Origin of the sequence: Kribbella deserti (assembly GCF_042434725.1) — a bacterium.
GTDB classification, from domain to species: domain Bacteria; phylum Actinomycetota; class Actinomycetes; order Propionibacteriales; family Kribbellaceae; genus Kribbella; species Kribbella deserti.
The window spans coordinates 133,751-153,793 of sequence record NZ_JBHLTC010000006.1 but is presented as its reverse complement, the minus strand read 5'-3'; the positions used below and the strand labels follow the sequence as shown (position 1 = coordinate 153,793).

General features: G+C 67.6%; 21 protein-coding genes. 9 read left to right on the top strand and 12 right to left on the bottom strand.

Going from position 1 to position 20,043, the window contains the following annotated elements; all coding sequences use genetic code 11:
• Positions 1–73: 73 nt before the first annotated feature.
• The gene (locus ACFFGN_RS06160) at positions 74–1,339 is read right to left on the bottom strand and encodes a hypothetical protein (protein ID WP_380044338.1); all 1,266 of its coding nucleotides are present in this window, start codon (positions 1,337–1,339) and stop codon (positions 74–76) included.
• A gap of 287 nt (positions 1,340–1,626) precedes the next feature.
• On the opposite strand from ACFFGN_RS06160, the gene ACFFGN_RS06155 reads away from it, so the two are divergent.
• Positions 1,627–3,723 (top strand): transglycosylase domain-containing protein, encoded by a 2,097-nt coding sequence (locus ACFFGN_RS06155; RefSeq protein ID WP_380044337.1) that lies wholly within the window; start codon positions 1,627–1,629, stop codon positions 3,721–3,723.
• 121 nt (positions 3,724–3,844) lie between these two features.
• Positions 3,845–4,207, top strand: coding sequence for a hypothetical protein (locus ACFFGN_RS06150; protein ID WP_380044336.1), 363 nt, complete (start codon positions 3,845–3,847; stop codon positions 4,205–4,207).
• 23 nt (positions 4,208–4,230) lie between these two features.
• Here the strand turns inward: ACFFGN_RS06150 and ACFFGN_RS06145 are convergent, their stop codons facing one another.
• Positions 4,231–4,899, bottom strand: coding sequence for a molybdopterin-dependent oxidoreductase (locus ACFFGN_RS06145; RefSeq protein WP_380044335.1), 669 nt, complete (start codon positions 4,897–4,899; stop codon positions 4,231–4,233).
• A 245-nt stretch (positions 4,900–5,144) separates the two neighbouring features.
• Here ACFFGN_RS06145 and ACFFGN_RS06140 point away from each other — a divergent pair, with 245 nt between their 5' ends.
• Together ACFFGN_RS06140 and ACFFGN_RS06135 are read left to right on the top strand one after the other, a co-directional pair.
• On the top strand, positions 5,145–6,638 hold the full coding sequence (locus tag ACFFGN_RS06140; RefSeq protein ID WP_380044334.1) for an FAD-dependent oxidoreductase: 1,494 nt from the start codon (positions 5,145–5,147) through the stop codon (positions 6,636–6,638).
• The gene (locus ACFFGN_RS06135; protein WP_380044333.1) at positions 6,635–7,270 is read left to right on the top strand and encodes a TetR/AcrR family transcriptional regulator; all 636 of its coding nucleotides are present in this window, start codon (positions 6,635–6,637) and stop codon (positions 7,268–7,270) included. Before ACFFGN_RS06140 ends, ACFFGN_RS06135 begins: the two co-directional genes overlap by 4 nt.
• Here ACFFGN_RS06135 and ACFFGN_RS06130 read toward each other — a convergent pair.
• From ACFFGN_RS06130 to ACFFGN_RS06120, 3 genes are all read right to left on the bottom strand, one after another.
• Positions 7,267–7,833: a dihydrofolate reductase family protein gene (locus ACFFGN_RS06130; RefSeq protein WP_380044332.1), complete on the bottom strand. Its 567-nt coding sequence runs from the start codon at positions 7,831–7,833 to the stop codon at positions 7,267–7,269. The two genes, ACFFGN_RS06135 and ACFFGN_RS06130, sit on opposite strands and share 4 nt — an antisense overlap.
• 75 nt (positions 7,834–7,908) lie before the next feature.
• On the bottom strand, positions 7,909–8,706 hold the full coding sequence (locus ACFFGN_RS06125; RefSeq protein ID WP_380044331.1) for an alpha/beta fold hydrolase: 798 nt from the start codon (positions 8,704–8,706) through the stop codon (positions 7,909–7,911).
• 276 nt (positions 8,707–8,982) lie between these two features.
• Positions 8,983–9,186, bottom strand: coding sequence for a hypothetical protein (locus ACFFGN_RS06120; RefSeq protein WP_380044553.1), 204 nt, complete (start codon positions 9,184–9,186; stop codon positions 8,983–8,985).
• A gap of 4 nt (positions 9,187–9,190) precedes the next feature.
• On the opposite strand from ACFFGN_RS06120, the gene ACFFGN_RS06115 reads away from it, so the two are divergent.
• On the top strand, positions 9,191–9,328 hold the full coding sequence (locus ACFFGN_RS06115; RefSeq protein WP_380044552.1) for a hypothetical protein: 138 nt from the start codon (positions 9,191–9,193) through the stop codon (positions 9,326–9,328).
• 248 nt (positions 9,329–9,576) lie between these two features.
• On the opposite strand, the gene ACFFGN_RS06105 is transcribed toward ACFFGN_RS06115, so the two are convergent.
• The 3 genes from ACFFGN_RS06105 to ACFFGN_RS06095 all read right to left on the bottom strand — a co-directional run bounded on the left by ACFFGN_RS06105 (position 9,577) and on the right by ACFFGN_RS06095 (position 12,805).
• Positions 9,577–10,563: a threonine ammonia-lyase gene (locus ACFFGN_RS06105; RefSeq protein WP_380044330.1), complete on the bottom strand. Its 987-nt coding sequence runs from the start codon at positions 10,561–10,563 to the stop codon at positions 9,577–9,579.
• Positions 10,564–10,924: 361 nt separating this feature from the next.
• Positions 10,925–11,731: a TIGR02569 family protein gene (locus ACFFGN_RS06100; protein ID WP_380044329.1), complete on the bottom strand. Its 807-nt coding sequence runs from the start codon at positions 11,729–11,731 to the stop codon at positions 10,925–10,927.
• A 108-nt stretch (positions 11,732–11,839) separates the two neighbouring features.
• On the bottom strand, positions 11,840–12,805 hold the full coding sequence (locus tag ACFFGN_RS06095; RefSeq protein ID WP_380044328.1) for a helix-turn-helix transcriptional regulator: 966 nt from the start codon (positions 12,803–12,805) through the stop codon (positions 11,840–11,842).
• A 134-nt stretch (positions 12,806–12,939) separates the two neighbouring features.
• Between ACFFGN_RS06095 and ACFFGN_RS06090 the strand changes: the two genes are divergently transcribed.
• Positions 12,940–13,335, top strand: a complete 396-nt coding sequence (locus ACFFGN_RS06090) for a RidA family protein (protein ID WP_380044549.1) — start codon at positions 12,940–12,942, stop codon at positions 13,333–13,335.
• A 55-nt stretch (positions 13,336–13,390) separates the two neighbouring features.
• Here the strand turns inward: ACFFGN_RS06090 and ACFFGN_RS06085 are convergent, their stop codons facing one another.
• Together ACFFGN_RS06085 and ACFFGN_RS06080 are read right to left on the bottom strand one after the other, a co-directional pair.
• On the bottom strand, positions 13,391–14,602 hold the full coding sequence (locus ACFFGN_RS06085; RefSeq protein ID WP_380044327.1) for a DUF418 domain-containing protein: 1,212 nt from the start codon (positions 14,600–14,602) through the stop codon (positions 13,391–13,393).
• A gap of 134 nt (positions 14,603–14,736) precedes the next feature.
• Positions 14,737–15,759, bottom strand: coding sequence for a saccharopine dehydrogenase family protein (locus ACFFGN_RS06080; protein WP_380044326.1), 1,023 nt, complete (start codon positions 15,757–15,759; stop codon positions 14,737–14,739).
• 99 nt (positions 15,760–15,858) lie between these two features.
• Between ACFFGN_RS06080 and ACFFGN_RS06075 the strand changes: the two genes are divergently transcribed.
• From ACFFGN_RS06075 to ACFFGN_RS06065, 3 genes are all read left to right on the top strand, one after another.
• The gene (locus ACFFGN_RS06075; RefSeq protein ID WP_380044325.1) at positions 15,859–16,806 is read left to right on the top strand and encodes a helix-turn-helix domain-containing protein; all 948 of its coding nucleotides are present in this window, start codon (positions 15,859–15,861) and stop codon (positions 16,804–16,806) included.
• Positions 16,807–16,852: 46 nt separating this feature from the next.
• Positions 16,853–17,335, top strand: coding sequence for a CinA family protein (locus tag ACFFGN_RS06070; protein ID WP_380044324.1), 483 nt, complete (start codon positions 16,853–16,855; stop codon positions 17,333–17,335).
• A 132-nt stretch (positions 17,336–17,467) separates the two neighbouring features.
• On the top strand, positions 17,468–18,700 hold the full coding sequence (locus ACFFGN_RS06065) for a GNAT family N-acetyltransferase (protein ID WP_380044323.1): 1,233 nt from the start codon (positions 17,468–17,470) through the stop codon (positions 18,698–18,700).
• Between the two features lie 40 nt (positions 18,701–18,740).
• Here ACFFGN_RS06065 and ACFFGN_RS06060 read toward each other — a convergent pair whose 3' ends face one another.
• On the bottom strand, positions 18,741–19,226 hold the full coding sequence (locus ACFFGN_RS06060) for a hypothetical protein (RefSeq protein ID WP_380044322.1): 486 nt from the start codon (positions 19,224–19,226) through the stop codon (positions 18,741–18,743).
• Positions 19,227–19,273: 47 nt separating this feature from the next.
• Positions 19,274–19,807 (bottom strand): hypothetical protein, encoded by a 534-nt coding sequence (locus ACFFGN_RS06055; protein ID WP_380044321.1) that lies wholly within the window; start codon positions 19,805–19,807, stop codon positions 19,274–19,276.
• Positions 19,808–20,043 lie beyond the last annotated feature (236 nt).

The window sequence follows — 20,043 nt, the reverse complement described above, 5'->3', positions numbered from 1 at the left end:
ATCCGTCAGGCGGAGCCGGCCACGCCGGAGGGACATTGAACCGGAAACCTTGCATCTCTCACTCCCCGAGTGATCAGTGCCCGCGAACGCCAGCTGAGGTGTCTACACGTACGAGTGCGTGCGGGTTCTTCGAGACCACTGCCTTCAGGTACTTCAAAGTCTCGGCGGGTGTAACCCGGGTCAGATCGATACTCGAGAATTTCCGCCGATCCACGGCGACGGCTATGAGCGGCGTAAAGACGTCCTGCCCCGTGGCCGGATCAATGTGCTGCACCCCGCCCGCCAGCGAGATGCTCTCGACCTTGCCGCTGCGATCCGATTCCCAGACCTCGTGCAGAGTGCGCAGGACCATGTTCTCGATCACCGACTTGTAGCGATCCCGCTGCTCCTTCTGTGACTGCACGGCTTCGGTGATCTCGTCCGTCGCCTTGACGTACTTGTACTGCCGGGCCGTCGGTATGCCACCAGGAGGTGGGAATTCAAGGCTGACCCGCAACTCTTGGACGTCCGGATCGAACTCATAGTCGACTGACCAGGAAAAGTCCTCTGGATACACGGAATTCCCGAACACGATCCCGATGTACTCAGACACAGCCTCGGGCGTGCTCGCTTCGTAATTCCGGATCAACGTGTCTAGTTCGGCGTTGGCCGCATCAACCTCCCGCTGGCGACGCCCGCACTCCTGGTCATACCGGGCGCGATCCGCCGCAAGCCTCCGAATACGCTCGTCCTCGGCGCTCTTATGCGCCGTCAACTGTTCCAACTGACGCATCGGGATCGATGCAGAGTAGGTCTGCCATTGGTGGTACTGATGACTGAAGGCCAGCCGCGCAGCGGCTACGGACTCGGCGTGCTTCTTTTTCCCGACCAGCGCCGAGAGACCTTTCGGTGCAACCGGCTCCTGGAAGACTGGCGGTGGCGGCGCCTCGATCGGTGCGGGAGGCGGGATGGGGCGCTGATGCTGGGACTCGAAGGGCGGATGTTCAGCGACCTTCCGCAACCTCTCAAGCTCCACATAGTCGTCAACCTTCAGCGTGGCCTCAAGTATGTTGTCAATCTCTGACAGTGACAGCTCGAGGTTCGCGTTCATCGCAGCGACCTTTGACTCCTGAGCCTCAACGTGAAGTCGTTTGGCCTCACGCGCCGCTTCCGCGGCTGCCTTCTCATCGGCCCGCATCGCAGCCAAGTGCGCTCGTTGAGCCGCCGCGTATGCCCGTTCCGCCTCTCGTTGCGCCCTAATCTGGTCACGCACCGCCGCCGCTTGTGCCCGCTGCCGATCCCGCTGCGCCACCGCCGACTGGTGTTGCAATTCCGCGAAGAAACCACGTTTTCGACCCATATCCACCCCAGATGCACGCGTGTCACTGACACGCTCCCGTCCCCAGCTCACTTTCCGTGAGCCCCATGCACCTGCACCATAGTTGCATTCAGTGACCAACACCATCCTTCAAACGAACGCTCGCTGAGTCGGAGCGCCCGATGTCGGCCAGTGGCGGTCCGAACCACACCGCCGTCGGCGGTGGATCCGGATCGGCGTGGTCACCGTCAGCATCAGGCTGCCGCGGCTCTCAATCGGGGCGCGTTACAGGCTGTTAGTGGGGTGGGGTGCGGGATTAGTATTGGGATATGCGCGCCGTTGGTGGCGGGTTTGGTGGGGCGGTTCGGTCGGTGATTGGGTTCCTCGGCTTGAGCGTGCTGGCGGGCGCGCTGGCGGCCGGTTTGGTTGTGCCGTTCGCGGGGCTTGCCGGAGTTGGTACGGGCAAGGCGCTGGAGACGGTGCAGGGGTTGCCGGTTGAGCTGGAGACCGTACCGCTGGCGCTCCGGACCAGGATCCTTGCCGACGACGGCAGTCTGGTGGCCACCTTGTACGAGCAGAACCGGGTTCCCGTGGCGTTGAGCCAGGTCAGTCCGATCATGCGGCGGGCGATCGTGGCGATCGAGGACGCGCGGTTCTACGAGCACGGTGCCGCTGACTTGAAGGGCACCCTGCGTGCGCTGGTCAACAACCAGGTGGAGGGCACGGTCGAGCAGGGTGGTTCCAGCATCACCCAGCAGTACGTGAAGCAGAGTCTTCTCGACAAGGCCACGACGGCCGAGGAACGACGGCAGGCCACCGCCGTGACGTACCAGCGCAAGTTGACCGAATTGCGCTACGCGATCGCGGTCGAGAGCCAACTCTCGAAGGACCAGATCCTCGAGCGGTACCTGAATCTGGTGAACTTCGGCGACGGCACGTACGGCGTCCAGGCCGCGGCTCAGCACTACTTCCGGACTTCGGCCCTGAAGCTCACGCTGCCGCAGGCCGCCTTGCTGGCCGGCCTGGTGAAGAACCCGACCGGGTACGACCCCACGAACAACCTGCAGCGGGCGAAGGAACGTCGCGACCTCGTGATCAACCGGATGCTCGAACTACGCCTGATCTCCGGGAGCCAGGCCAGCGCCGCTCTCAAGGCGCCGGTGATCGACCTGACCAAGGTCCAGAAGGTTCGGAACGGCTGCGCCAGCTCCCGTTACCCCTTCTACTGCGAGTACGTCGTCGCGAAGCTGCTGGAGAACCCGATGCTCGGCAAGAGCGTCCGCGAGCGGACCGACTACCTCAAGACCGGCGGCCTGCTCATCCGGACTTCGCTCGATCCGAGGATTCAAGCTGCCGCGCAGGCCTCGATCCGGGAGCACAGCCGGAGCACCGACAGCGCGATCGCCGCCATCACGATCATCGAGCCGGGCACCGGGCTGGTGAAGGCGATGGTGCAGAGCAAGCCGCACGGCCGGGGCAAGAACCAGACTTCGTACAACTACAACGTGGAGAAGTCCTATCCCGGCGGCTACGGCGGGTTCCAGAACGGGTCGACGATGAAGGCGTTCACGCTCGCGGCCGCGCTGGAGAAGGGCATCGGCTTCAACTACCGGATCAACTCGCCCGAGCAGATCGACCTCAGCGGCAAGAAGTTCAGGACCTGCACGGGCACGACCGAGGATCCGAACTACAAGCCGCGGAACTCCACCCGAAGCGGAAACCTCACCCTGACCGAGGCGACCCGCTACTCGACCAACACCTACTTCCTGCAACTCTCGCAGCGCACCGGTCTCTGCCGGCCGGCCCAGATCGCCGCCAACCTCGGCATGTACAACGCCCAGACGCTCAAGCCGCTCGACCAGGTGATCTCGTTCACGCTCGGCGTCGGCTACGTGACGCCGTTGATGCTGGCGAACGCCTACGCGACCTTCGCGGCCCGGGGCAAGTACTGCCGCCCGCACCTGGTCACGTCCGTACAGGACAAGACTCGTCAACCGATCCAAACGCCGGGCACCGATTGCCGGCAGGTACTCGGGCCCGAGGTGGCCGACAGCGTCAACCGCGTTCTCAGCGCCGTGATGGAACCAGGTGGCACCGGCGCCCGCCTGAACTTCGGCCCGTGGGATCTGGCAGGTAAGACTGGAACCATCCAGGACAACGAGGCCGTCTGGTACGCCGGATACGCGCCCAACCTCGCCGCGGCCGCCGTAGTGGCCGACGCGAACCTGCCGTACACGAACCTGCAGTACGGCCATACGCTGGACGGCCGCGACATCACCGACCCAACCGGCTCAGGCACCGCCGGACCGCTGTGGCGCACCGCCATGGAGGGCGCGCTGAACGACATGCCGCTCGAACGATTCCACCCGCCGCCCGCCTCCGCAGCAGGCCCTCCCGACCCCGTCGAAACGCCTCCGACGCGCTGATCCCGAACGAAGTCTATTTATGGCGGTACGGCGCAAGCCGAGTACATCAACACCCGGGATGATATCGAAAGCGGCCAGTCGCAAACGTCCGTTGGGCGAATCCAGAAGGAGCAGAGCGCGAATGGGCCAAATCCGGGTAGCTGATCTCGTGGTCGGTCAGGTGATCTCCAGTGATGCGCGGGGCTTGGCGCCAGCACAGATCGTGTCGATCAACTCGGTAGGCGATCGGCAGTTGCAACTGGTCGATCTCAGCCGCGGCGAGCGCTTGCCCAGGATGCTCCGGTTGGCCGAGGACGAGCTGGTCGAAGTGCACGACATCAAAGTCGAGCATCGCACCTACACGAACATCACCAATGAGGAGATGGTCGTTGCTCTAGGCCCGGAAACCTTTACGGTTCCACCTGGTGGCACCCTGCACCACCGCGGCCGCGAACGCCCGGACGTCTTTGATCCCGCATGCTGGCGACTCGACTCCACCTGCTGACCGCAAGCCGGCTCCGAGGAGCATCAGGGGTTTGGAGTGGAGGAGCCGCGGGCGCTTAGGCGGCGGATGGGGTTGATCAGGGGGCGGTAGAAGGGGCGGACGACGCGGCCGGGGAGGAGGCCGTGGCGTTCTTCCTGCCAGACCCGGGCTCGGGGGTGGCTGCGGAGCAGGGGGCCGTCGGTGTTGGGTGGGGCCGTGGTGAGGACGTTGATGCGGGATAGGTGTTTCACGTTCATGTAGCCGTACTGGCTGGGGCTGACCAGGCGGACTGGGGCTCCGTGGTCGCTGTCCAGCGGCTGGCCGTTGAGGTTCTGGGCGATGAGTACGTCATCGGCGAGGATGTCCTCGATCGCCACCGCAGCTTCGAAACCGTCGAGTCCACCGCACATGACGTGCGTGATCGATGTACCGGGCGAAAGCGCCGGTTCGACCAGAGCACGGTAGAACGTCTCGAACGGCACGCCTTCCCAAAGCAGGCCGGTTGCCGTCCAGCCGGCCACGCAGTGGAAGTCGGCCGGGAGCTCCTTGCGCGGCAGGGCCCAGATCGAGGCGAGTGGAAGGTCGAACTCCTCCGCCACCGCACCGCGTACCTCGATGACCGGGTCTGCCGGAACGGCCGGGGCAGGCTTGGAGAGATGCGTGCCGAAGCGCGGAAACCCCTCGATACGCCGTTGTCCTGGTGGAAGTCCCATTGGCCGAACCCCTTTCACACCGACACCGTCCGGATCGCACGGTCGGGTTCACCCTCTCCTCCAACCGGCCCGTACGACCTCACCCGTGAGAGTGAGCTCGCTCCTTCGCGGGAGTGGCGCGGCCCGGCGGATGCGATCGACGCCACAACACCCGGGCCACCGCACTCTTTACAACGCTTCTGATAAGCCCAGCTGATGGTGCTATTTTAATATGCAGTCGTCTGCGTATGGAAATAGGAGCCGGTATGAAGACTGTGGACGTCCTGGTCGTTGGAGCCGGGCCGACCGGGTTGGCGCTGGCCGTCGGACTGGCCGCGCAGCAGGTCGAGGTGATGGTCGTGGATCGCGCCGACGGGCCGAGTACGACCTCGCGGGCGAACATCCTGCACGCACGCGGAGTCGAGGTACTTGAGCGACTCGGCGCCATGGGACAACTTCGCGACCACTCGCTGGCCCCGGTCGGGATGCGGATGCACGTTCAGTCGCGGCCGATCGCCACGATGCGGTTCGCCCCGGACGAGCGCGAGCCGACGCAGGCCTTGTTCGTCTCGCAGGCCAGGATCGAGGAACAACTACGACGCCGCTTCGCCGAACTGGGCGGGCAGGTCGGTCAGAATCGCACCGTCACGGGCGTAGCGCAGGACGCCGACAAGGTGACGGTGACGTTTGCCGACGGCCAGCAGATCCGGGCCGGGTGGGTCGTCGGATGCGACGGCGCCCGCAGCACCGTGCGCGGGGCCGCCGGGATCGATTTCGCCGGCGTACCGGTCGTGGAGCAGTTTCTCTTGGCCGACGTTCGCGCCGACTGGGACCGCGACAGGACCGTTTCAGCGGGGTTCTTCCACCGCGACGGCCTGCTGCTGGCAATCCCGATGCGAGCCGCCGACGGCAAGGACGACCTCTGGCGATTGATGGCCGACGTTCCGCCTGTCGATCGGCGTCTCGACGACGCGGATATCGTCGCGCGCTTCGAGGAACTCCTCCCCCAGCGGGCCGGCGAGAACGACGTACACATCCGCGAGACCAGCTGGACCTCGGTCTTCCGTATTCAGCGCAGGCTCGCGGCCGAATACCGCCGCGGCCGGATTCTGCTGGCCGGGGATGCCGCGCATATCCATAGCCCGATCGGTGGCCAAGGCATGAACACCGGCATCGGCGACGCCGAAAACCTGGCGTGGAAACTCGCGATGGTCGTCCGCGGCAAGGCGGATCACGCCCTGCTCGACACATACGCCGCCGAACGGCGCCCGCTCGCGACCGAAGTCCTTCGCACCACTACGGCGAACACCAAGATCCTCGTTGGCGAAAGCCCGCTGGCCCGGTTCGTACGCGACCGCATCTTCGTACCGCTCCTCAACTCGTCCCGCGTGCAACGCCAGGCAACCCGTACGGCGTCCCAGCTGTGGGTGAGCTACCGGCGCGGCCCACTCGGTGGTCGAGGCCCGCGTCCGCGACCGGGCGATCGCGTTCCGGACCGGGCCTGCGTCCGCGCCGACGGCAGCGCCACCCGGCTGCACGCGGAACTGCTGCCCGCCTGGGTCCTACTCGCCCGGCCTGGCACCGACCTGACCGCGTTGGTGGAGGTACTCGGCCCGGATATTGCCATTTTGTACGACGAGGCCGCGCCATCGTCGCCGCTGCTGATCCGCCCCGACGGGCATCTCGCCTGGCGCGGCAATGACCCCGGCGCGTTGCGGCGGTGGCTCGCCGGCACGCTGCACGCGAGGATGGGCGCATGACCGCTGAAGCGCCGCGCCGTCGAGGGCCGGGACGTCCCCGCGACCCCCAGGCCGACACGGCGATCCTGTCCGCCGCCGTCGACCTACTCGTTGAACGAGGCATCGATCAGACCAGCATGGAGGGCATCGCCAAACGCGCGGGCGTCGCGAAGGTCACCGTCTACAAGCGGTGGAAGAGCAAGGAGGATCTGCTCGCGGATGCGATCGAGAAGGTTCGCGACGACCTTCCGAGCGTGGCCGCGTCCACGGGCGGCGATCTGCCCGAGGTGCTCGAATCACTGCTGCCCGAGTGGGGTCAGGCCCTGGCCGATCCGAGGTACCACGCCCTCGCGGCCCGGCTGCTCGGCGCGGGGCCCAACCACCCGGTGCTGCTCGCGGCGTACTGGAACCACCACATGCTGCCCCGCCGCGAACGCTCGCGCGTATTGCTCCGCCGGGCGCAGGACGAAGGCGTACTCAGCCCGACCGCCGACCTCGACGTACTGCTCGACATGATGACCGGCGCGATCATCCACCACCTGCTCCTCGAACCAGGACAACCCAGCCCCGACGACATCAGCCACTACCTGCGCCGCCTCTTCCGCCAAGCGGGCTTGATCCCGACCTCCGATCAGCCCGCCGCCAAGACCTAACCGATGCGGTAGCGCAGGTGTGGGACGGAGCCGACTAGGAAGTCGCCCGCCGGAATCAGCTCGGCCTGGAAGCCGTCGAACAGCCGGGTGCCCTCGCCCAGCAGCCGCGGGATGAGGTGGACCCACAGCTCGTCGAGCAGGCCGGCGCGGAGCAGGCTTTGGCCGACGTTCGCGCCGAGGACCATCACGTTCTTGTCCCCCGCGGCTTCCTTGGCCCGCCGGGTCCCGGCCTCCAGCCCGTCGAAGGCGAACGTCCCGCCGTTGTCCCCGGCGAGATCCGCCCTGGGCCGGTGGGTGACGACAAAGGTCGGGGTGGCCGGCCACGGCGTACCGCCCCAGAGCTTGCGGCCGAGCTCGAACGTGTGCCGGCCGACGATGGCGGCGCCGACCATCGCGTTCAGTTCCTCGCCAACGCGGACGTCGACCTCGTTGTGCTGGCCCGTGCCGAGGAACCAGTCGTGCAGCAGTTCGCCGCCGTCGCCCATCGGCGCCTCCGGCCGCACGTTCGGCCCGGCCGAGAATCCGTCCAGTGACATCGAGACATCCATGACTACCTTGCTCATCGCGGGTTCCTCTCACGTTTGCGCCTGTGATCGATACGACGGAGCCGGTCGACCGGGCCCGACATCAGCAGCGACCTAGAGCTGGAGCCCCGCGAGGAAGTTGGTGACCAGCGGGCTCGCGACGGACCGGAACTCGTGGAAGTACGCGTGGCGCGCGCCCTCGATCAGCTCCGCGCGGGCGCTGGGGATGCGCTCGGCGAGCAGGTTCGCGTTCGCCGCCGGGCTGAATACATCGTCGGTGCCGTGCAGGATCAGCGTCGGCGCCTTGATCGACGGCAACTCCGCCCACGCCTCGTGCGAGTTGCTCGCGACCAGGTGCCGCCCCTTCGCGTACGCCGGCATCGTGGTGTCGCCGAGCACCGGGTACGGGCCTGGGTTCTGCCGGCGCCACTGCGGCGTATACATCAGATCAGCGAGCACCTCGTCGCGTACGGCCTGATCGGGATGCGCGAGAGTCCGTCGTATTTCCTGGCTTCGCTCGTACCCGTGGGTTTTGCCCGGCGAGGTGCAACCGAGGACGAGCCCGCGCACCCGGTCGCCGTACAGCACGGCAAGCCATTGCGCGACCCTGCCGCCCATCGACGTGCCGTACACGTCCACCTGGTCAAGGCCGAGGTGGTCCAGGACCGCGACCACGTCCGCAGCGAAGCCGGGAGTCGAGTACGGCTCGTCCGGTTTGTCGCTCGCGCCGGTGCCGCGATAGTCGAGGGTGATCGTACGGCGGCCGAAGTCGTCGCGGACCGGGTCCCACCAGTGGTGGTTGTTCGATTGCCCGGCGAGCAGGAGCAACGGCGGTTGGTTGCCGTCGGCACCTTGTAACTGGCAGGCGATCCGGGTTCCGTCCGGAGCGATGGCGAGCGACGATGCCGGCATGAGTCCAGTCTGCCGTGTCGCGGAGATCTGCTTTGCCGAGGAGATCTGCTGTGTCGCGGAGAAGCCCGGGATGAGATGACAGTCGCCCCTCAGCAACTGCCATCACACCCCGTCCTCAAAGAGGACCAGTTCCGATCAAGTGCTGCCCGCACGACCATCACCGAGCCAAGCGAAACGCTAGTCGCTCGGTCCGGGTGACTTCAACCGAACAGCTCAGATCGGGAAAATGTTCACGAAGTCGTAAAGACTTTGGGAGTCACTGGAGGTTGGCGATCATCAGGTCGAACCGATACGGCGCAGGTTCCGCCAACCGAGGATCGCGAGCGCTGGTTTGAAAAGGATCCACTCGCCGGGGCGGTAGTCGCGTCCCCGGACCAGGCGTACGGCGAGGTCCGGCCGCTGGCGCCACAGGTACGCGCGACCCTTTTCGGCGTGCATGGAGTGCGAGACGATCTTGATCCGCGCGGCGTTTTCGATCATCGGGATGACCTTGGTGATGTTCTCCCAGGTCGAGCGGCTTTCGGCTTCGACCAGCAGGGTGTCCGCGATAGCCGCGAGCCCGGGCGTACTCCGCCATCAGCTCCGCCTCCGCACGCTCGCCGGCCGTGGGACCGCCGCTTAGCACGAGGCGGCTCCTCCCTTGGGGGTCGAGGGATCGCAGACCGGCGCGAACCCGCCAGCGATTCACCGCGTTGGCCCGGTCGCCTTTGTTGCGATACCCGAGTACGACGACCGCCTCGACGCCATCCGCCGCAGGGTGCGCCTGGCCGACCGTCTGACCAAGTCGGCGCCTAGACGCACGCCAATGCTCAACCTCGCCCCAACCGAGCACCACCGAAACCGCACCGGCAACACCGATCGCCAACGCCCTCACGGCAACCCCGTCGCCGGAGCGGCCAGGCCGTGCTGGATCCAGCGGTCGAAGTCCGTGGGCGTCACGTTGCTGCCGCACAGGATCGTCGCGACGGTCTTGCCGTCGAACCGGCCGGCGCTTTCCAGGATCGAGGCGACGCCGAGAGCCGCTGCTGGTTCGACCACCAGACCCGCGTGTACGTAGAGCAGGCGCATCGCCTCGACGATGCCACCTTCGGTCACCAGTACCGCGTCGTCCGCGACCGCCGCCAGATCGTCCAGCACCTCGGGAATCACATAGCGACCGGCAACACCGTCGGCGATGGTGGACGGCCTTCCGACCTCGACCGGCTTGCCCGCTCGCAAGGCCAACGTCATCGCCGGCGCGTTTTCGGGCTGGACGCAGATGGTTTCGACGCCTTCGCGCAAGCTCTTCAACGCGAAGGCCACTCCGGTCGCCATCGCACCAGCGCCGAGCGCTACGAGGACCGAATCGAGTTCGCCCGCTAATTCCGAGAGCTCGACGCCGATGGTTGCCGCGCCCTCGCAAGTACCGAGATCCTTGCTGTCCTCAACCAAAAAGGCGCCGGTTTCGTCGGCATATCGTTCGGCGATCGCCAGGGCCAGCTCGATCTCGCCGTCGACCAGGATCACGTTGGCCCCGAGTGCCTTCATCCGCTCGATCTTCAGCGGGTTGGCCGCGGACGAGGCGACCACCGTGACGGGCATCCCCCGTAGCCGACCGCTGTACGCGAGTGCCTGGCCGAGGTTGCCCGCGCTCGCACAGACGACGGCGTTCACGTTTCCGCTGTCCTGCAGACGGGCCAGTACGGTCTCGGTCCCGCGGCCTTTGAACGACCGGGTCGGGTTCAGCGTCTCGACCTTCAGGATGACCCGGCAACCCAGCACCGCGCTCAACGGCTCACATTCGTACTGCGGCGTGTCCCGAAAGACCCGATCGATTCGCGTACGAGCCAGCAAAACGCGCGCAAGGTCCAACCGCACCAGAAGCCTCCAGGGCCATCTCGCCGTCTCCCCGTCCACCCCACCCTACGAACCACCCAGGTCACCCATCCCCACCACGAGCGGTCGCGTGCAAACGCGTCCACTCACGGACAAGGCCGGCGAACACCCCCGCGAGTGGTCGCGTGCGAACGCGTCGCGCGGCGCGCAGACATGGCGGCCGGCACTCCCGCTTGAGCTTCGTCTTGGTGAGTCCACTGGACGTTATTCCGCCGCGAAAATGTCGAGTGGACTCACCAAGACCGGCCAAGCGCAAGGCGACGGGCAAACAGGCGGACGAGGCGCGGTGATTACCCCGGCGCGAGTGGTCGCGTGTGAACGCGTCCACTCGCGGGTGGAGGCGTTAGGGCGTGGCGTGGGTTAGGGCGGTGGTTATGGCGGGGCGGTAGGCGGCTAGGCGGGCGGGGGTCCAGCAGGTTGGGCCGGAGGCGGCTTCGTCGGTGGCGATGCGGTAGACGAGCGCGCGGATCAGCATTTGGCCCCAGGCGGGTAGATGCGTCCAGCGGGCGGCGAGATCGGGCGTGGCGTCGTACCAGCACAGTGCGTCGGCTACCGCAACGGCCAAGGCCCACGACGCCGGACGCCAATAGACCGGCCAGTCGATGATCGCGGGCGGCAACCCCTCGGCGAACAGCACGTTGCCCGGCAGATCGCCATGGACCACCTGCGACGGCAGGTCCACCGGACGACGCGCCTCGATCAACGGCTGCACCAGCACATCGGCCGCGGCGTCGACCCGAAGCGGCCCTTCTTCCCAAGCCGCGCGATCCCCCACGGCCCACGGATCATCCCGCAGGTCCAGGAAATCCGGCCGGGGCACGTTCGCAATAGCCCGGTGGAACTCGATGCCCGCTCGCAGTACGTCGTCCTGCCGGCTCACGTCCGTCTCACCGGCGACGAGTTGAGCCGCCTCCCAGCCTTCGGCCATCCACCCGCCATCAACCGCGCGTACCGGCCGGGCGATCCGGAAGTGCTCGGACGGCGGCAGCGCATCGAGTACGTCGGCCCGCCAAACGGTTTCCGCCGGGAAGTCGACCGGCTTGAGGATCACCTCGCCCGCCCGCCAAGTACCGCCTCGCCCACCAGGGAGTACGACCGGGGCATCGGTGATCCCGAACGCCTTCAGCACCGCTTCCGGAGGAGTGTTCACGCCCAGAGACTAGGCCGATCCCCAAATACCCGCAGGACAATTTCGTACGCCCACCGGGCTCGGCATTTCGCGTCCGACCACGGCAGAGTTTTCCACAACCGCGCTCGGTTAGGAGTAGCGGGTGGCGAGGGTGGTGGCTCGGGTGTGGAGGGCGGTTAGGAGCCAGGGTGGGGAGAGGGCTTCGGCGCCCATGGCTAGTTGCCAGAGGGCCCATTCGGCATGTCGCGAATCCTGGAAGGTGACCTCCATCCGCAGCCAGCCGTCCGCCTCGGCCTCTTCGGAGAGAACCGCCAGCGCGGTGCCGACCAACTCCTCCCGCCGTGTTGGAGCCACCCGGACCAGTACGGTCACCTGGTCGCCGCCAGCCCGGAACCGCGTACTGCGCTCTTGCCAGGCCCGTTCCAGATCCACCCGATCCGGCCGCTCTGCAGGTTCATCGAGTTCTTCGGCCGCCTGGATCCGGGACAGCCGGTAGGTCCGGTCCTCGCCGGATCGAGTGGCCAGTAAGTACGTCTGGTCCCGCACGGTGACCAGGCCGATCGGATCCACCACCCGCCATTTCGCAGCCTGGTCCATCGCCTCGTACTGGATACGCAACTTGTGCCCGGCGAACACCGCGCGCCGTACCTCGGCCGCCACCGGATGCGGCACCTCCTCAGTGACCAGCCGGCGCGAGAGCAGATCGGTCTCCGGGTCGATGAGCAGCCGCTCGGTCACGTCGGCCGCGGTGTGCCGGTAGCTGTCGGGCAGCGCGTCGACCACCTTGAGCATGGCCGAAGCGAGCGCCGAACCGAGGCCGAACGCCTGCGCGCCACGGCGGGACCCGGCCACCAGCAGGGCAAGGGCCTCGTCGTGATTCAGCCCGGTGAGCTCGGTCCGGAAACCCGGCAGCAGCGCGAATCCGCCGTGCCGGCCGCGCTCGGCGTATACCGGAACGCCTGCCGCGGACAGCGCCTCGATATCGCGAAGCACCGTGCGGGTGGATACCTCGAGTTCGCTCGCCAGCGCGGTCGCGGACAACTGACCGCGCTGTCGCAGCAACAGAACCAGGGAGACCAAGCGGTCGGCGCGCATGCGAAAACCCTACGGAAATACACGACAGAGGATGTCGTGAATGGCTGACAGGCTCCTCAGCACGACGTCGGCCGGTCCTGACCGAGCCGCCGCGCGAACGAATTCTCGATGAATCGAATGGAGCAACTGTGGTGATGGAGCGTACGGCGATCAACCCGTGGGCGTGGTCGGCGGAGCTGGGCTACAACCAGGGCGAGATCGTCTCCGGGCACACCCGGACCTTATATTGCGCGGGCCAGACCGCGATGAGCGCTGACGGCCAGCCGCAGCACGCCGGGGACATGGCGGCGCAGGTGGCGCTGAGCCTCGACAACCTGGAGGCCGTGCTCGGCGAGGCCGGTATGTCGCTGGCGAACGTCGTCCGCCTCAACGTCTACACGACCGACGTGGACCTGCTCTTCCAGCACTACGGCGTACTGGCGTCCCGCCTGGGCGCCGCCGGGGTAGCACCCGCCACCACGATGCTCGGCGTCACCCGGCTCGCGATCCCCGTCCTCCTGGTCGAACTCGAAGCCACCGCCGTCGCCTAGCCCACTTGGACCAGCCGGATCGCCACCACCAAGGCGATCCGGCCGTCGGAGGTTCCTAAGCCGGTTTGCGATAGGTCAGTTTGCGGAGCAGGACCTCGAAGGGGCCGCGGATCCCGGCGCGGCGCATCCAGTCGGCGAGCAGGACGGTGGCGATCCACGTGCCGATGGCGAGCAACGCGGACTGCCACAACGTCATCGTGTGCCCAAGGTCCAGTAGGTAGGGCGGAAAGACGATCGCCCAAACCACCGACTGCGACAGGTAGCACGTGAGCGAGCGCTGCCCGGTCGCCTGCAACGCGGTGACGATCCGCCCGGGGCGCTGAGCCGTGCCCGCCCTGCCCGGCTGATTGCCGTGGAGCCGCATGGCCCACAACGCGATCAGCGCCGCGTACGCCGGTCCGCCCGCGAATCCGGTGATCGAGTGCAGCACCGCGGCCGGTACGACGTTCGCGAACGCCGGATCGGGCAGCACCCCCGCGACGTACAGCGCGAGGGGTAAACCGCCCAGCGCGGACACCGGGATACCGATCCAGACGACACGGCGCAGCAGCGGCAACCACTTCTCCGGCTCTTCGAGGATGCGCAGTCGCGCGGCGCAAACCCCGAGCAGGAAAGCCCCGGCCGCGGTGATCGCCAGAATCGGCGCGCTGACGACGATGCCCATCACGCGGAACCCCATCGCCTTCAGCGGGTTGTGCTCCACGCTCCACGGCATGATCGACGCGGCTGATTCCGGCGAGGCCGGACTCGACACCAGTCCGTACAGCAACGCGCCGGCAACGATCCAGCCGCCCGCGTGGATCAGCAGCCGCCGCGTACTCCATCGCAGACTGGCGACCAGCAGCAGAGCGAGCAAGGCGTACGCCGCGAGGATGTCGCCGTAGTAGAGCAGAACGGCGTGCAGAAAACCCAGTCCCAGCAGCCACCAGCCTCGTCGGCGCAGCAGCTTCCGGGTGGCCGGCCAGGTCGCGCCCGCGTTCTCCTGGCGGCGCCTGATCTGCACCATGCCGTAGCCGAACAACGCGGCGAACATGGTGTACGAACGGCCGTCCACCAGGCACAGCTCGAAGATCGCCACGATCCGGTCCGCCGTCGAGGAGACGACCGGCATGTTCCGGATCGTCGCCACGCCGGGCCAGTGCAGGAAGCCATGGGTGTTGGCGAGCGCGATGAACAACAACATCAGGCCGCGGGCAAGGTCGGGGCCAAGCGCGCGCCCACCGGTCGAGACCGGTCCACTCACGATCGACGGACTCGTAGCTGTCATCTGGCGAAGCTATCCAGCGCCACCCTCCACCCGTATCCACCAAGCGACCCACCACCTGTCCCCCAACCGGTGGACCCCGGCCCAGCCGAGCCTGCCGCCCGTGACCGTGCTGGCCGTTCGACGGGCGAACGACGTCAGTTCGGCAGGTCGACCGTCAGGTGCGGGCTCAGCGCCTTGAGGAAGTCGGCCGCGTCGAACATGGCACCGGCCGACGCAAGGCCCTTGGCCCGGGTGTTTCCGGCAAGGATTCGCTGCACGGCCTCGACCGCCAGCGGCGCGGTGATCGCGTAGATGTCCTGCCCGCGGGCGGAAGCGCGTCGCTCGGCACCACCCGCGCGGACCACAACGTCGACCACGAAGGTCTGGTCCGACCGCCCGGACTCATCGACCGCCTTCGGAGCGGGCGTCTCTTGGTTGGCCAGGTCCTTCGCGGCCTCGACCGCCATGTAGGTGTGCACCTCCGGCACCGCCACGTGGCTCGGCACCGTGACCACATCCGCCATCGTGAAACCCGCGATGACCGTACGGCGGCCCAGCGGCGCGGGGAAGTTCCAGTCCTGCTCGGACGGCTGGTCCTCGTGGTACTCCAGCGCCCCGCCCGTGAACCGAACGCGTCGGCCCTCGCGGCGCTCGTGCGACACCTTGCCCGCCTCGCGAGTGCCGGCCGTTGGGTGCCAACTGCTCAATCCGTACGCCACCTGCACCTCATCGGCAGCGGCCCAATCGCCCATCGCGGCGGTCGCGAGCAGATCGCCCAGCCCACCGAAGAAGGCCATCGCCGGAACCACCGCCGTGCCGGACTTCCGGGCCGCCTCCGCGTGATCGGCGAACATCGTCGCGTTCGCTTCGATCTCCGCCGCGACATCGACGTACGGAATGCCCGCGCGCAGCGCCGCCTCGACCACCGGTCCGCCCGTCACCGCGAACGGCCCGGCGGTGTTGATGACCGCCGCCGCGCCCGCCAGCGCGCGATCCAGCGAGGCGGGGTCGTCCATCGTGGCCGCCCGTACCGCCAGGTCGCCGTACTCGGCCGCGAGGGCCTCCAGCTGAGCCGCGTTGCGGCCGGACAGCACGGGGGTGAGACCGCGTTCGAGCAGTTCGGCGACAACGAAGCGCCCGGTATGTCCCGTCGCGCCGTAGACGACCACTGCAGTCATGGTGTTTCTCCGTTCTAGGTGTTCCGACTGCCTCAGTCTTGCCGTCGGCGGGGCTCGAACGGGAGAGTCCGGAACGCCACCATGCGTACACTTTCGGACATGCCTACCGTCGCGCTCGCCGCCGCCGGCCGTCTGCTGCACTTCGAACTGGGCGTCGCCTACGAGATCTTCGGCAATCCCCCGCTCAACGCCGAGCACGGCTGGTACGACGTACTGCTGTGCGGGCCCGGTCCGATCCAGGTCGGGCCATTCGTGGTCGAGCCGGATCACGGCCTGGACCGCCTCGTCAGCGCCGATACGGTGATCGTGCCCGCCTGCGCGGACGTGGACGAGCCGCCACCACCGGAACTCGTGGACGCGGTTCGTGCGGCGCACGAGGCGGGCGCGCGGGTGGCTTCGCTCTGCACCGGCGCGTTCGTACTCGGCGCGGCAGGGCTCCTGGATGGGCGGCGAGCCACTACGCATTGGGCTCATACCGATGAGCTGAGCGCGCGTCATCCGGAGGCCATCATCGATCCGGACGTGCTGTACACCGACAACGGCAGCGTACTCACCGCCGCGGGCAAGGCCGCCGCGGTCGATCTGTGCCTGCACCTGATCCACCTCGACTACGGCGCCACCATCGCCAATACGGTGGCCCGGCGCCTGGTGATGGCGCCGCATCGTCCGGGCGGCCAGGCGCAGTTCGTGGCCACGCCGATCAAGGTCAGCGGCGACCACCTGCTGGTCCGGGTACTCGCCTGGGCGCAGGAGCGACTCGACCAGCCGTTGACCGTGACCGACATGGCCCGCCAGGCGAGCACGAGCCCCCGGCATCTCGGCCGCCAGTTCCGCTCGGTGACCGGACAGACCCCGCTGCAGTGGCTCCTGACCCAGCGAGTACGGCGCGCCCAGGAGATGCTCGAAGCCACCGACGAGAGCATCGAGGCGATCGCCCGGGCCACCGGTATGGGCACCGCGACCACGCTGCGGCGGCAGTTCAAACGCGTCGTCGGCGTGCCACCCGACAGCTATCGCCGTTCGTTCCGCGCCACCATCTCCGCCTGAGCCGCACTCGCCGCCGGAACTGGGCGCGTGGGGCAAAATGGCTGGTATGTCTGTTGCTGACCTGACCGAAGAGGGCGAGCAGCTCGCCACCGCGATCGCGACCCGGGTACTCAAGAGCGGGCAGACCGTGGCGGTGGCCGAGTCCCTCACCAGCGGCAACCTCGCCTCACATCTCGGCGCCGCGCCGGACGCGAGCAAGTGGTTCGCCGGTGGGGTCGTGGCCTACGCCGCCGAGGTCAAGTTCCAGGTCCTGGACGTCGAACCAGGTCCGGTGGTCACCGCCAAGTGCGCCGGCGAGATGGCCCGCGGCGTCGTCCGGCTGCTCGGCTCCGACCTGGGCGTCTCGATCACCGGTGTCGGTGGGCCAGACCCGGAAGAGGGTCACCCGGCCGGCACGGTCTTCATCGCCGTCAGCACGGGCCACGACGAAACCGTCACCGAGCACCACCTCGACGGTGACCCGGCCCAGGTGGTCAGCGCGGCCGCGGTCGAAGCACTCAAGCTGTTGCTGGCGGCCCTGAAGCCCTGATTCCAGTTGCCTAGGGCAACCACCGGGTGGTGGGTGCCAGGAATTCGCTTGACCCAGGGCAAGTGGCACCGCTGAACTGTCGCGGGACACCGCGCGTCGTGGTGCCGGTACCGAGGGAAGGCAGCGGCAGCGATGGAGATCCGTGGCACGACCGGCGAGGACCTCGAGGTGTTCATCAACACCATGCATACGGCGTTCGGGCAGTTCCCGGGCGGCGCGGCCGATAGCGACGGCGTGTGGTGGGCGGCCCTCGAAATGGACCGCAACCTGCTCGCCGTCACGGCGGACGGGCGGCCCATCGGCACGGCCGGCTCGTACTCCTTCGAACTCACCCTGCCCGGCGACATCGTCGTACCGGCCGCCGGCGTGACCGCCGTAGGCGTCGTGCCCTCGCACCGGCGCCAGGGCGTGCTCAGCGCGATGATGCGGCACCAGCTCGCCGATCTGCGCACCCGCGGCGAGTTCATCTCGGTCCTGCTTGCCACCGAAGCAGTGATCTACCGCCGGTTCGGCTACGGACCGGCGACCTACACCTCGCGGCTGACAGTTCCACGTCACCAGGGCGCCTTCGCCGCACGCCGAGCGCGCGCTGCCGCGACCAGCTTGGATACCGGCTCTCGCACTGGCTCCGTTGAGGTGCTGCGGCGGGTGGACTGCGGCGAGATTCTGGAGCAGGTGTACGACCGGTACCGCCGCGCACAACCTGGCGCGCTGTCCCGGCCGCACCGCTGGTGGACCTCGGGCGCGGGCCAGCCCCCGATCGCACCGGCGGCGCGCTACATCGCCGTACACCGGAACGCCGACGGGGTACCGGACGGTTACGCCAGCTACTCCATGGGCGAGGGCAACACCCTGACGGTCGATGAGACCATCGCCGCCGACGACGCGGTCTTCATGGCTCTGGCTCAGTTCGTACTCGGGCATGACCTGGTCAAGAAGGTGCTCTTCAAGCAAGTTCCGCTCGGTCATCCGTTGCGCTGGCAGCTTGCCGACTACCGGGCCGGCGAGGTGAGTGACGACACCGATTGGCTCTGGGTCCGGCTGCTGGACGTACCGCGTGCGCTGACCGCGCGAGGCTGGTCGACGGACGGCGAACTGGTGCTCGATGTCGATGACCAGTTCCTCGGCGAGCACAACCGGTACCTGCTGACGATCCGGGAGGGCAAGGCCGACTGCGTCCCGACGGACTCAGCGCCCGACCTGTCCTTGGACGTGAGCGACCTGGGCTCGATCTACCTCGGCGGTACGACGCCCAGCACGCTCGTCCGCGCCGGGCACATCGCGGCCCACCACCAAGGCGCGGCAGCCCTCGCCGACGCTCTCTTCCGTACAGAGCGCGTCCCGCACTGCCTGCACTGGTTCTGACCTCGCCTCCAACGAGGCCGATCCCGGTGGGCTCAGGCGTTTAGGCGAAGAGCGCGTCCATGATCGCGCTCATCACACCGGGACGGCCGGGCCGGACGGCGTACTCGCAGAGCACAGCAGCGAGCAGGTCGGTGTCGTCACGCGGAGCAGCACCGACCAGGACGGTGGTCCGCCAGCGACGCCGAAGCGTGGCGATCAGCAGCCCATCGCACCAGAGCTCGCAGCGTCGCCGGCGCTTGTGCCGGAACTCGTAGCGCCGCCCGCGCATCACCAGGTGGCCGTTGTGGGACGACCGCCGGACCGCGCCGCGCTTGCCGTTGAAGAGCACCACCTCGCCTTCAGGCAAGGAGATCGGGTGCTCCATCAGCCCCAGCCGTGGATTCGGATACACCCACGGCAGCACCCGGTACGACGCCTGCAGCCGGCCCGATTCGTCGCGATAGGTGCACAAGCCCTCGGTGTCGATGTGCACCTGCCACCCGAACAGGGACGTGGCCGACCAGGGCCGTGGATCGAGAAAGCGCATCTGACGAATCCTGCCGGATCAGCGGACCACTACCGCCATCGGACCGATCAACCCTCGCAGCGGCCCGGTGAAGTAGACGTGTAGGAGTACACGAAGCCCGCGTCAGTGCCTTCGCTGATCCGGGCCTGGACGCATACGGCGATCCGGTCCGGATGGTCGTCGTAATCGCCCTTGGACAGCAGCGGGGTGATCTCGTAGCGCCGGGGAGCCTTCGAATCGCTCGAGCTGATCTCCCGAACGTGGAGGTCGGCGTAGACCAGACCGCTGACAGCCGAATCGATCCGGTCGGATGTCACCAGGCCGATTGTCCCGTCCAGACTGCCAACCCCACGCTGGGCGGCCTCGTACAACTCTTCCTCGGACAACCGGACGTGATCCACGCCGACAACCGCGACCACCACCGCCAGCGCCGCGACGGCCCAGTGCCACCAAAAGAGCCACCTGTAACCGTCCTCCGTCGGCTCCGCGGCATCCGGACGTACGTGCGCGCGCACCTTCTTCTGCCAACGCTCCGGCCCAGCCAACGCACGGCCGACCAGCCCCGCCGCAACGCAGCAGACGGCGATAACAAGGAATCCCACGGTTACTCCTTCCAAACCCCGTGGACAAACCTAAGCCGTCGAAGGTGCCCACCCCCGCCACCCCACACCCCGCCCGCGCCCAGATCCACCCCCGACGCGGCCCGCCGAACCCCCGCGAAACGGCCAGGCGAGAGCGTGGCCGGCCACGCGCGCGGTGGGTTACCACCTCGGATTCCGGAGTGGTAACCCACCCGCGCAATGGCTAGCCACACGCAGGATCGGCCGCGGCGGCGGGC

Bases quoted from the DNA above. Each gene is read 5' to 3' on its own strand.
- ACFFGN_RS06160 (WP_380044338.1), bottom strand. From the start codon at position 1,339: ATGGGTCGAAAACGTGGTTTCTTCGCGGAATTGCAACACCAGTCGGCG.
- ACFFGN_RS06155 (WP_380044337.1), top strand. From the start codon at position 1,627: ATGCGCGCCGTTGGTGGCGGGTTTGGTGGGGCGGTTCGGTCGGTGATT.
- ACFFGN_RS06150 (WP_380044336.1), top strand. From the start codon at position 3,845: ATGGGCCAAATCCGGGTAGCTGATCTCGTGGTCGGTCAGGTGATCTCC.
- ACFFGN_RS06145 (WP_380044335.1), bottom strand. From the start codon at position 4,899: ATGGGACTTCCACCAGGACAACGGCGTATCGAGGGGTTTCCGCGCTTC.
- ACFFGN_RS06140 (WP_380044334.1), top strand. From the start codon at position 5,145: ATGAAGACTGTGGACGTCCTGGTCGTTGGAGCCGGGCCGACCGGGTTG.
- ACFFGN_RS06135 (WP_380044333.1), top strand. From the start codon at position 6,635: ATGACCGCTGAAGCGCCGCGCCGTCGAGGGCCGGGACGTCCCCGCGAC.
- ACFFGN_RS06130 (WP_380044332.1), bottom strand. From the start codon at position 7,833: ATGAGCAAGGTAGTCATGGATGTCTCGATGTCACTGGACGGATTCTCG.
- ACFFGN_RS06125 (WP_380044331.1), bottom strand. From the start codon at position 8,706: ATGCCGGCATCGTCGCTCGCCATCGCTCCGGACGGAACCCGGATCGCC.
- ACFFGN_RS06120 (WP_380044553.1), bottom strand. From the start codon at position 9,186: ATGATCGAAAACGCCGCGCGGATCAAGATCGTCTCGCACTCCATGCAC.
- ACFFGN_RS06115 (WP_380044552.1), top strand. From the start codon at position 9,191: ATGACCTTGGTGATGTTCTCCCAGGTCGAGCGGCTTTCGGCTTCGACC.
- ACFFGN_RS06095 (WP_380044328.1), bottom strand. From the start codon at position 12,805: ATGCGCGCCGACCGCTTGGTCTCCCTGGTTCTGTTGCTGCGACAGCGC.
- ACFFGN_RS06090 (WP_380044549.1), top strand. From the start codon at position 12,940: ATGGAGCGTACGGCGATCAACCCGTGGGCGTGGTCGGCGGAGCTGGGC.
- ACFFGN_RS06085 (WP_380044327.1), bottom strand. From the start codon at position 14,602: ATGACAGCTACGAGTCCGTCGATCGTGAGTGGACCGGTCTCGACCGGT.
- ACFFGN_RS06080 (WP_380044326.1), bottom strand. From the start codon at position 15,759: ATGACTGCAGTGGTCGTCTACGGCGCGACGGGACATACCGGGCGCTTC.
- ACFFGN_RS06075 (WP_380044325.1), top strand. From the start codon at position 15,859: ATGCCTACCGTCGCGCTCGCCGCCGCCGGCCGTCTGCTGCACTTCGAA.
- ACFFGN_RS06070 (WP_380044324.1), top strand. From the start codon at position 16,853: ATGTCTGTTGCTGACCTGACCGAAGAGGGCGAGCAGCTCGCCACCGCG.
- ACFFGN_RS06065 (WP_380044323.1), top strand. From the start codon at position 17,468: ATGGAGATCCGTGGCACGACCGGCGAGGACCTCGAGGTGTTCATCAAC.
- ACFFGN_RS06060 (WP_380044322.1), bottom strand. From the start codon at position 19,226: ATGCGCTTTCTCGATCCACGGCCCTGGTCGGCCACGTCCCTGTTCGGG.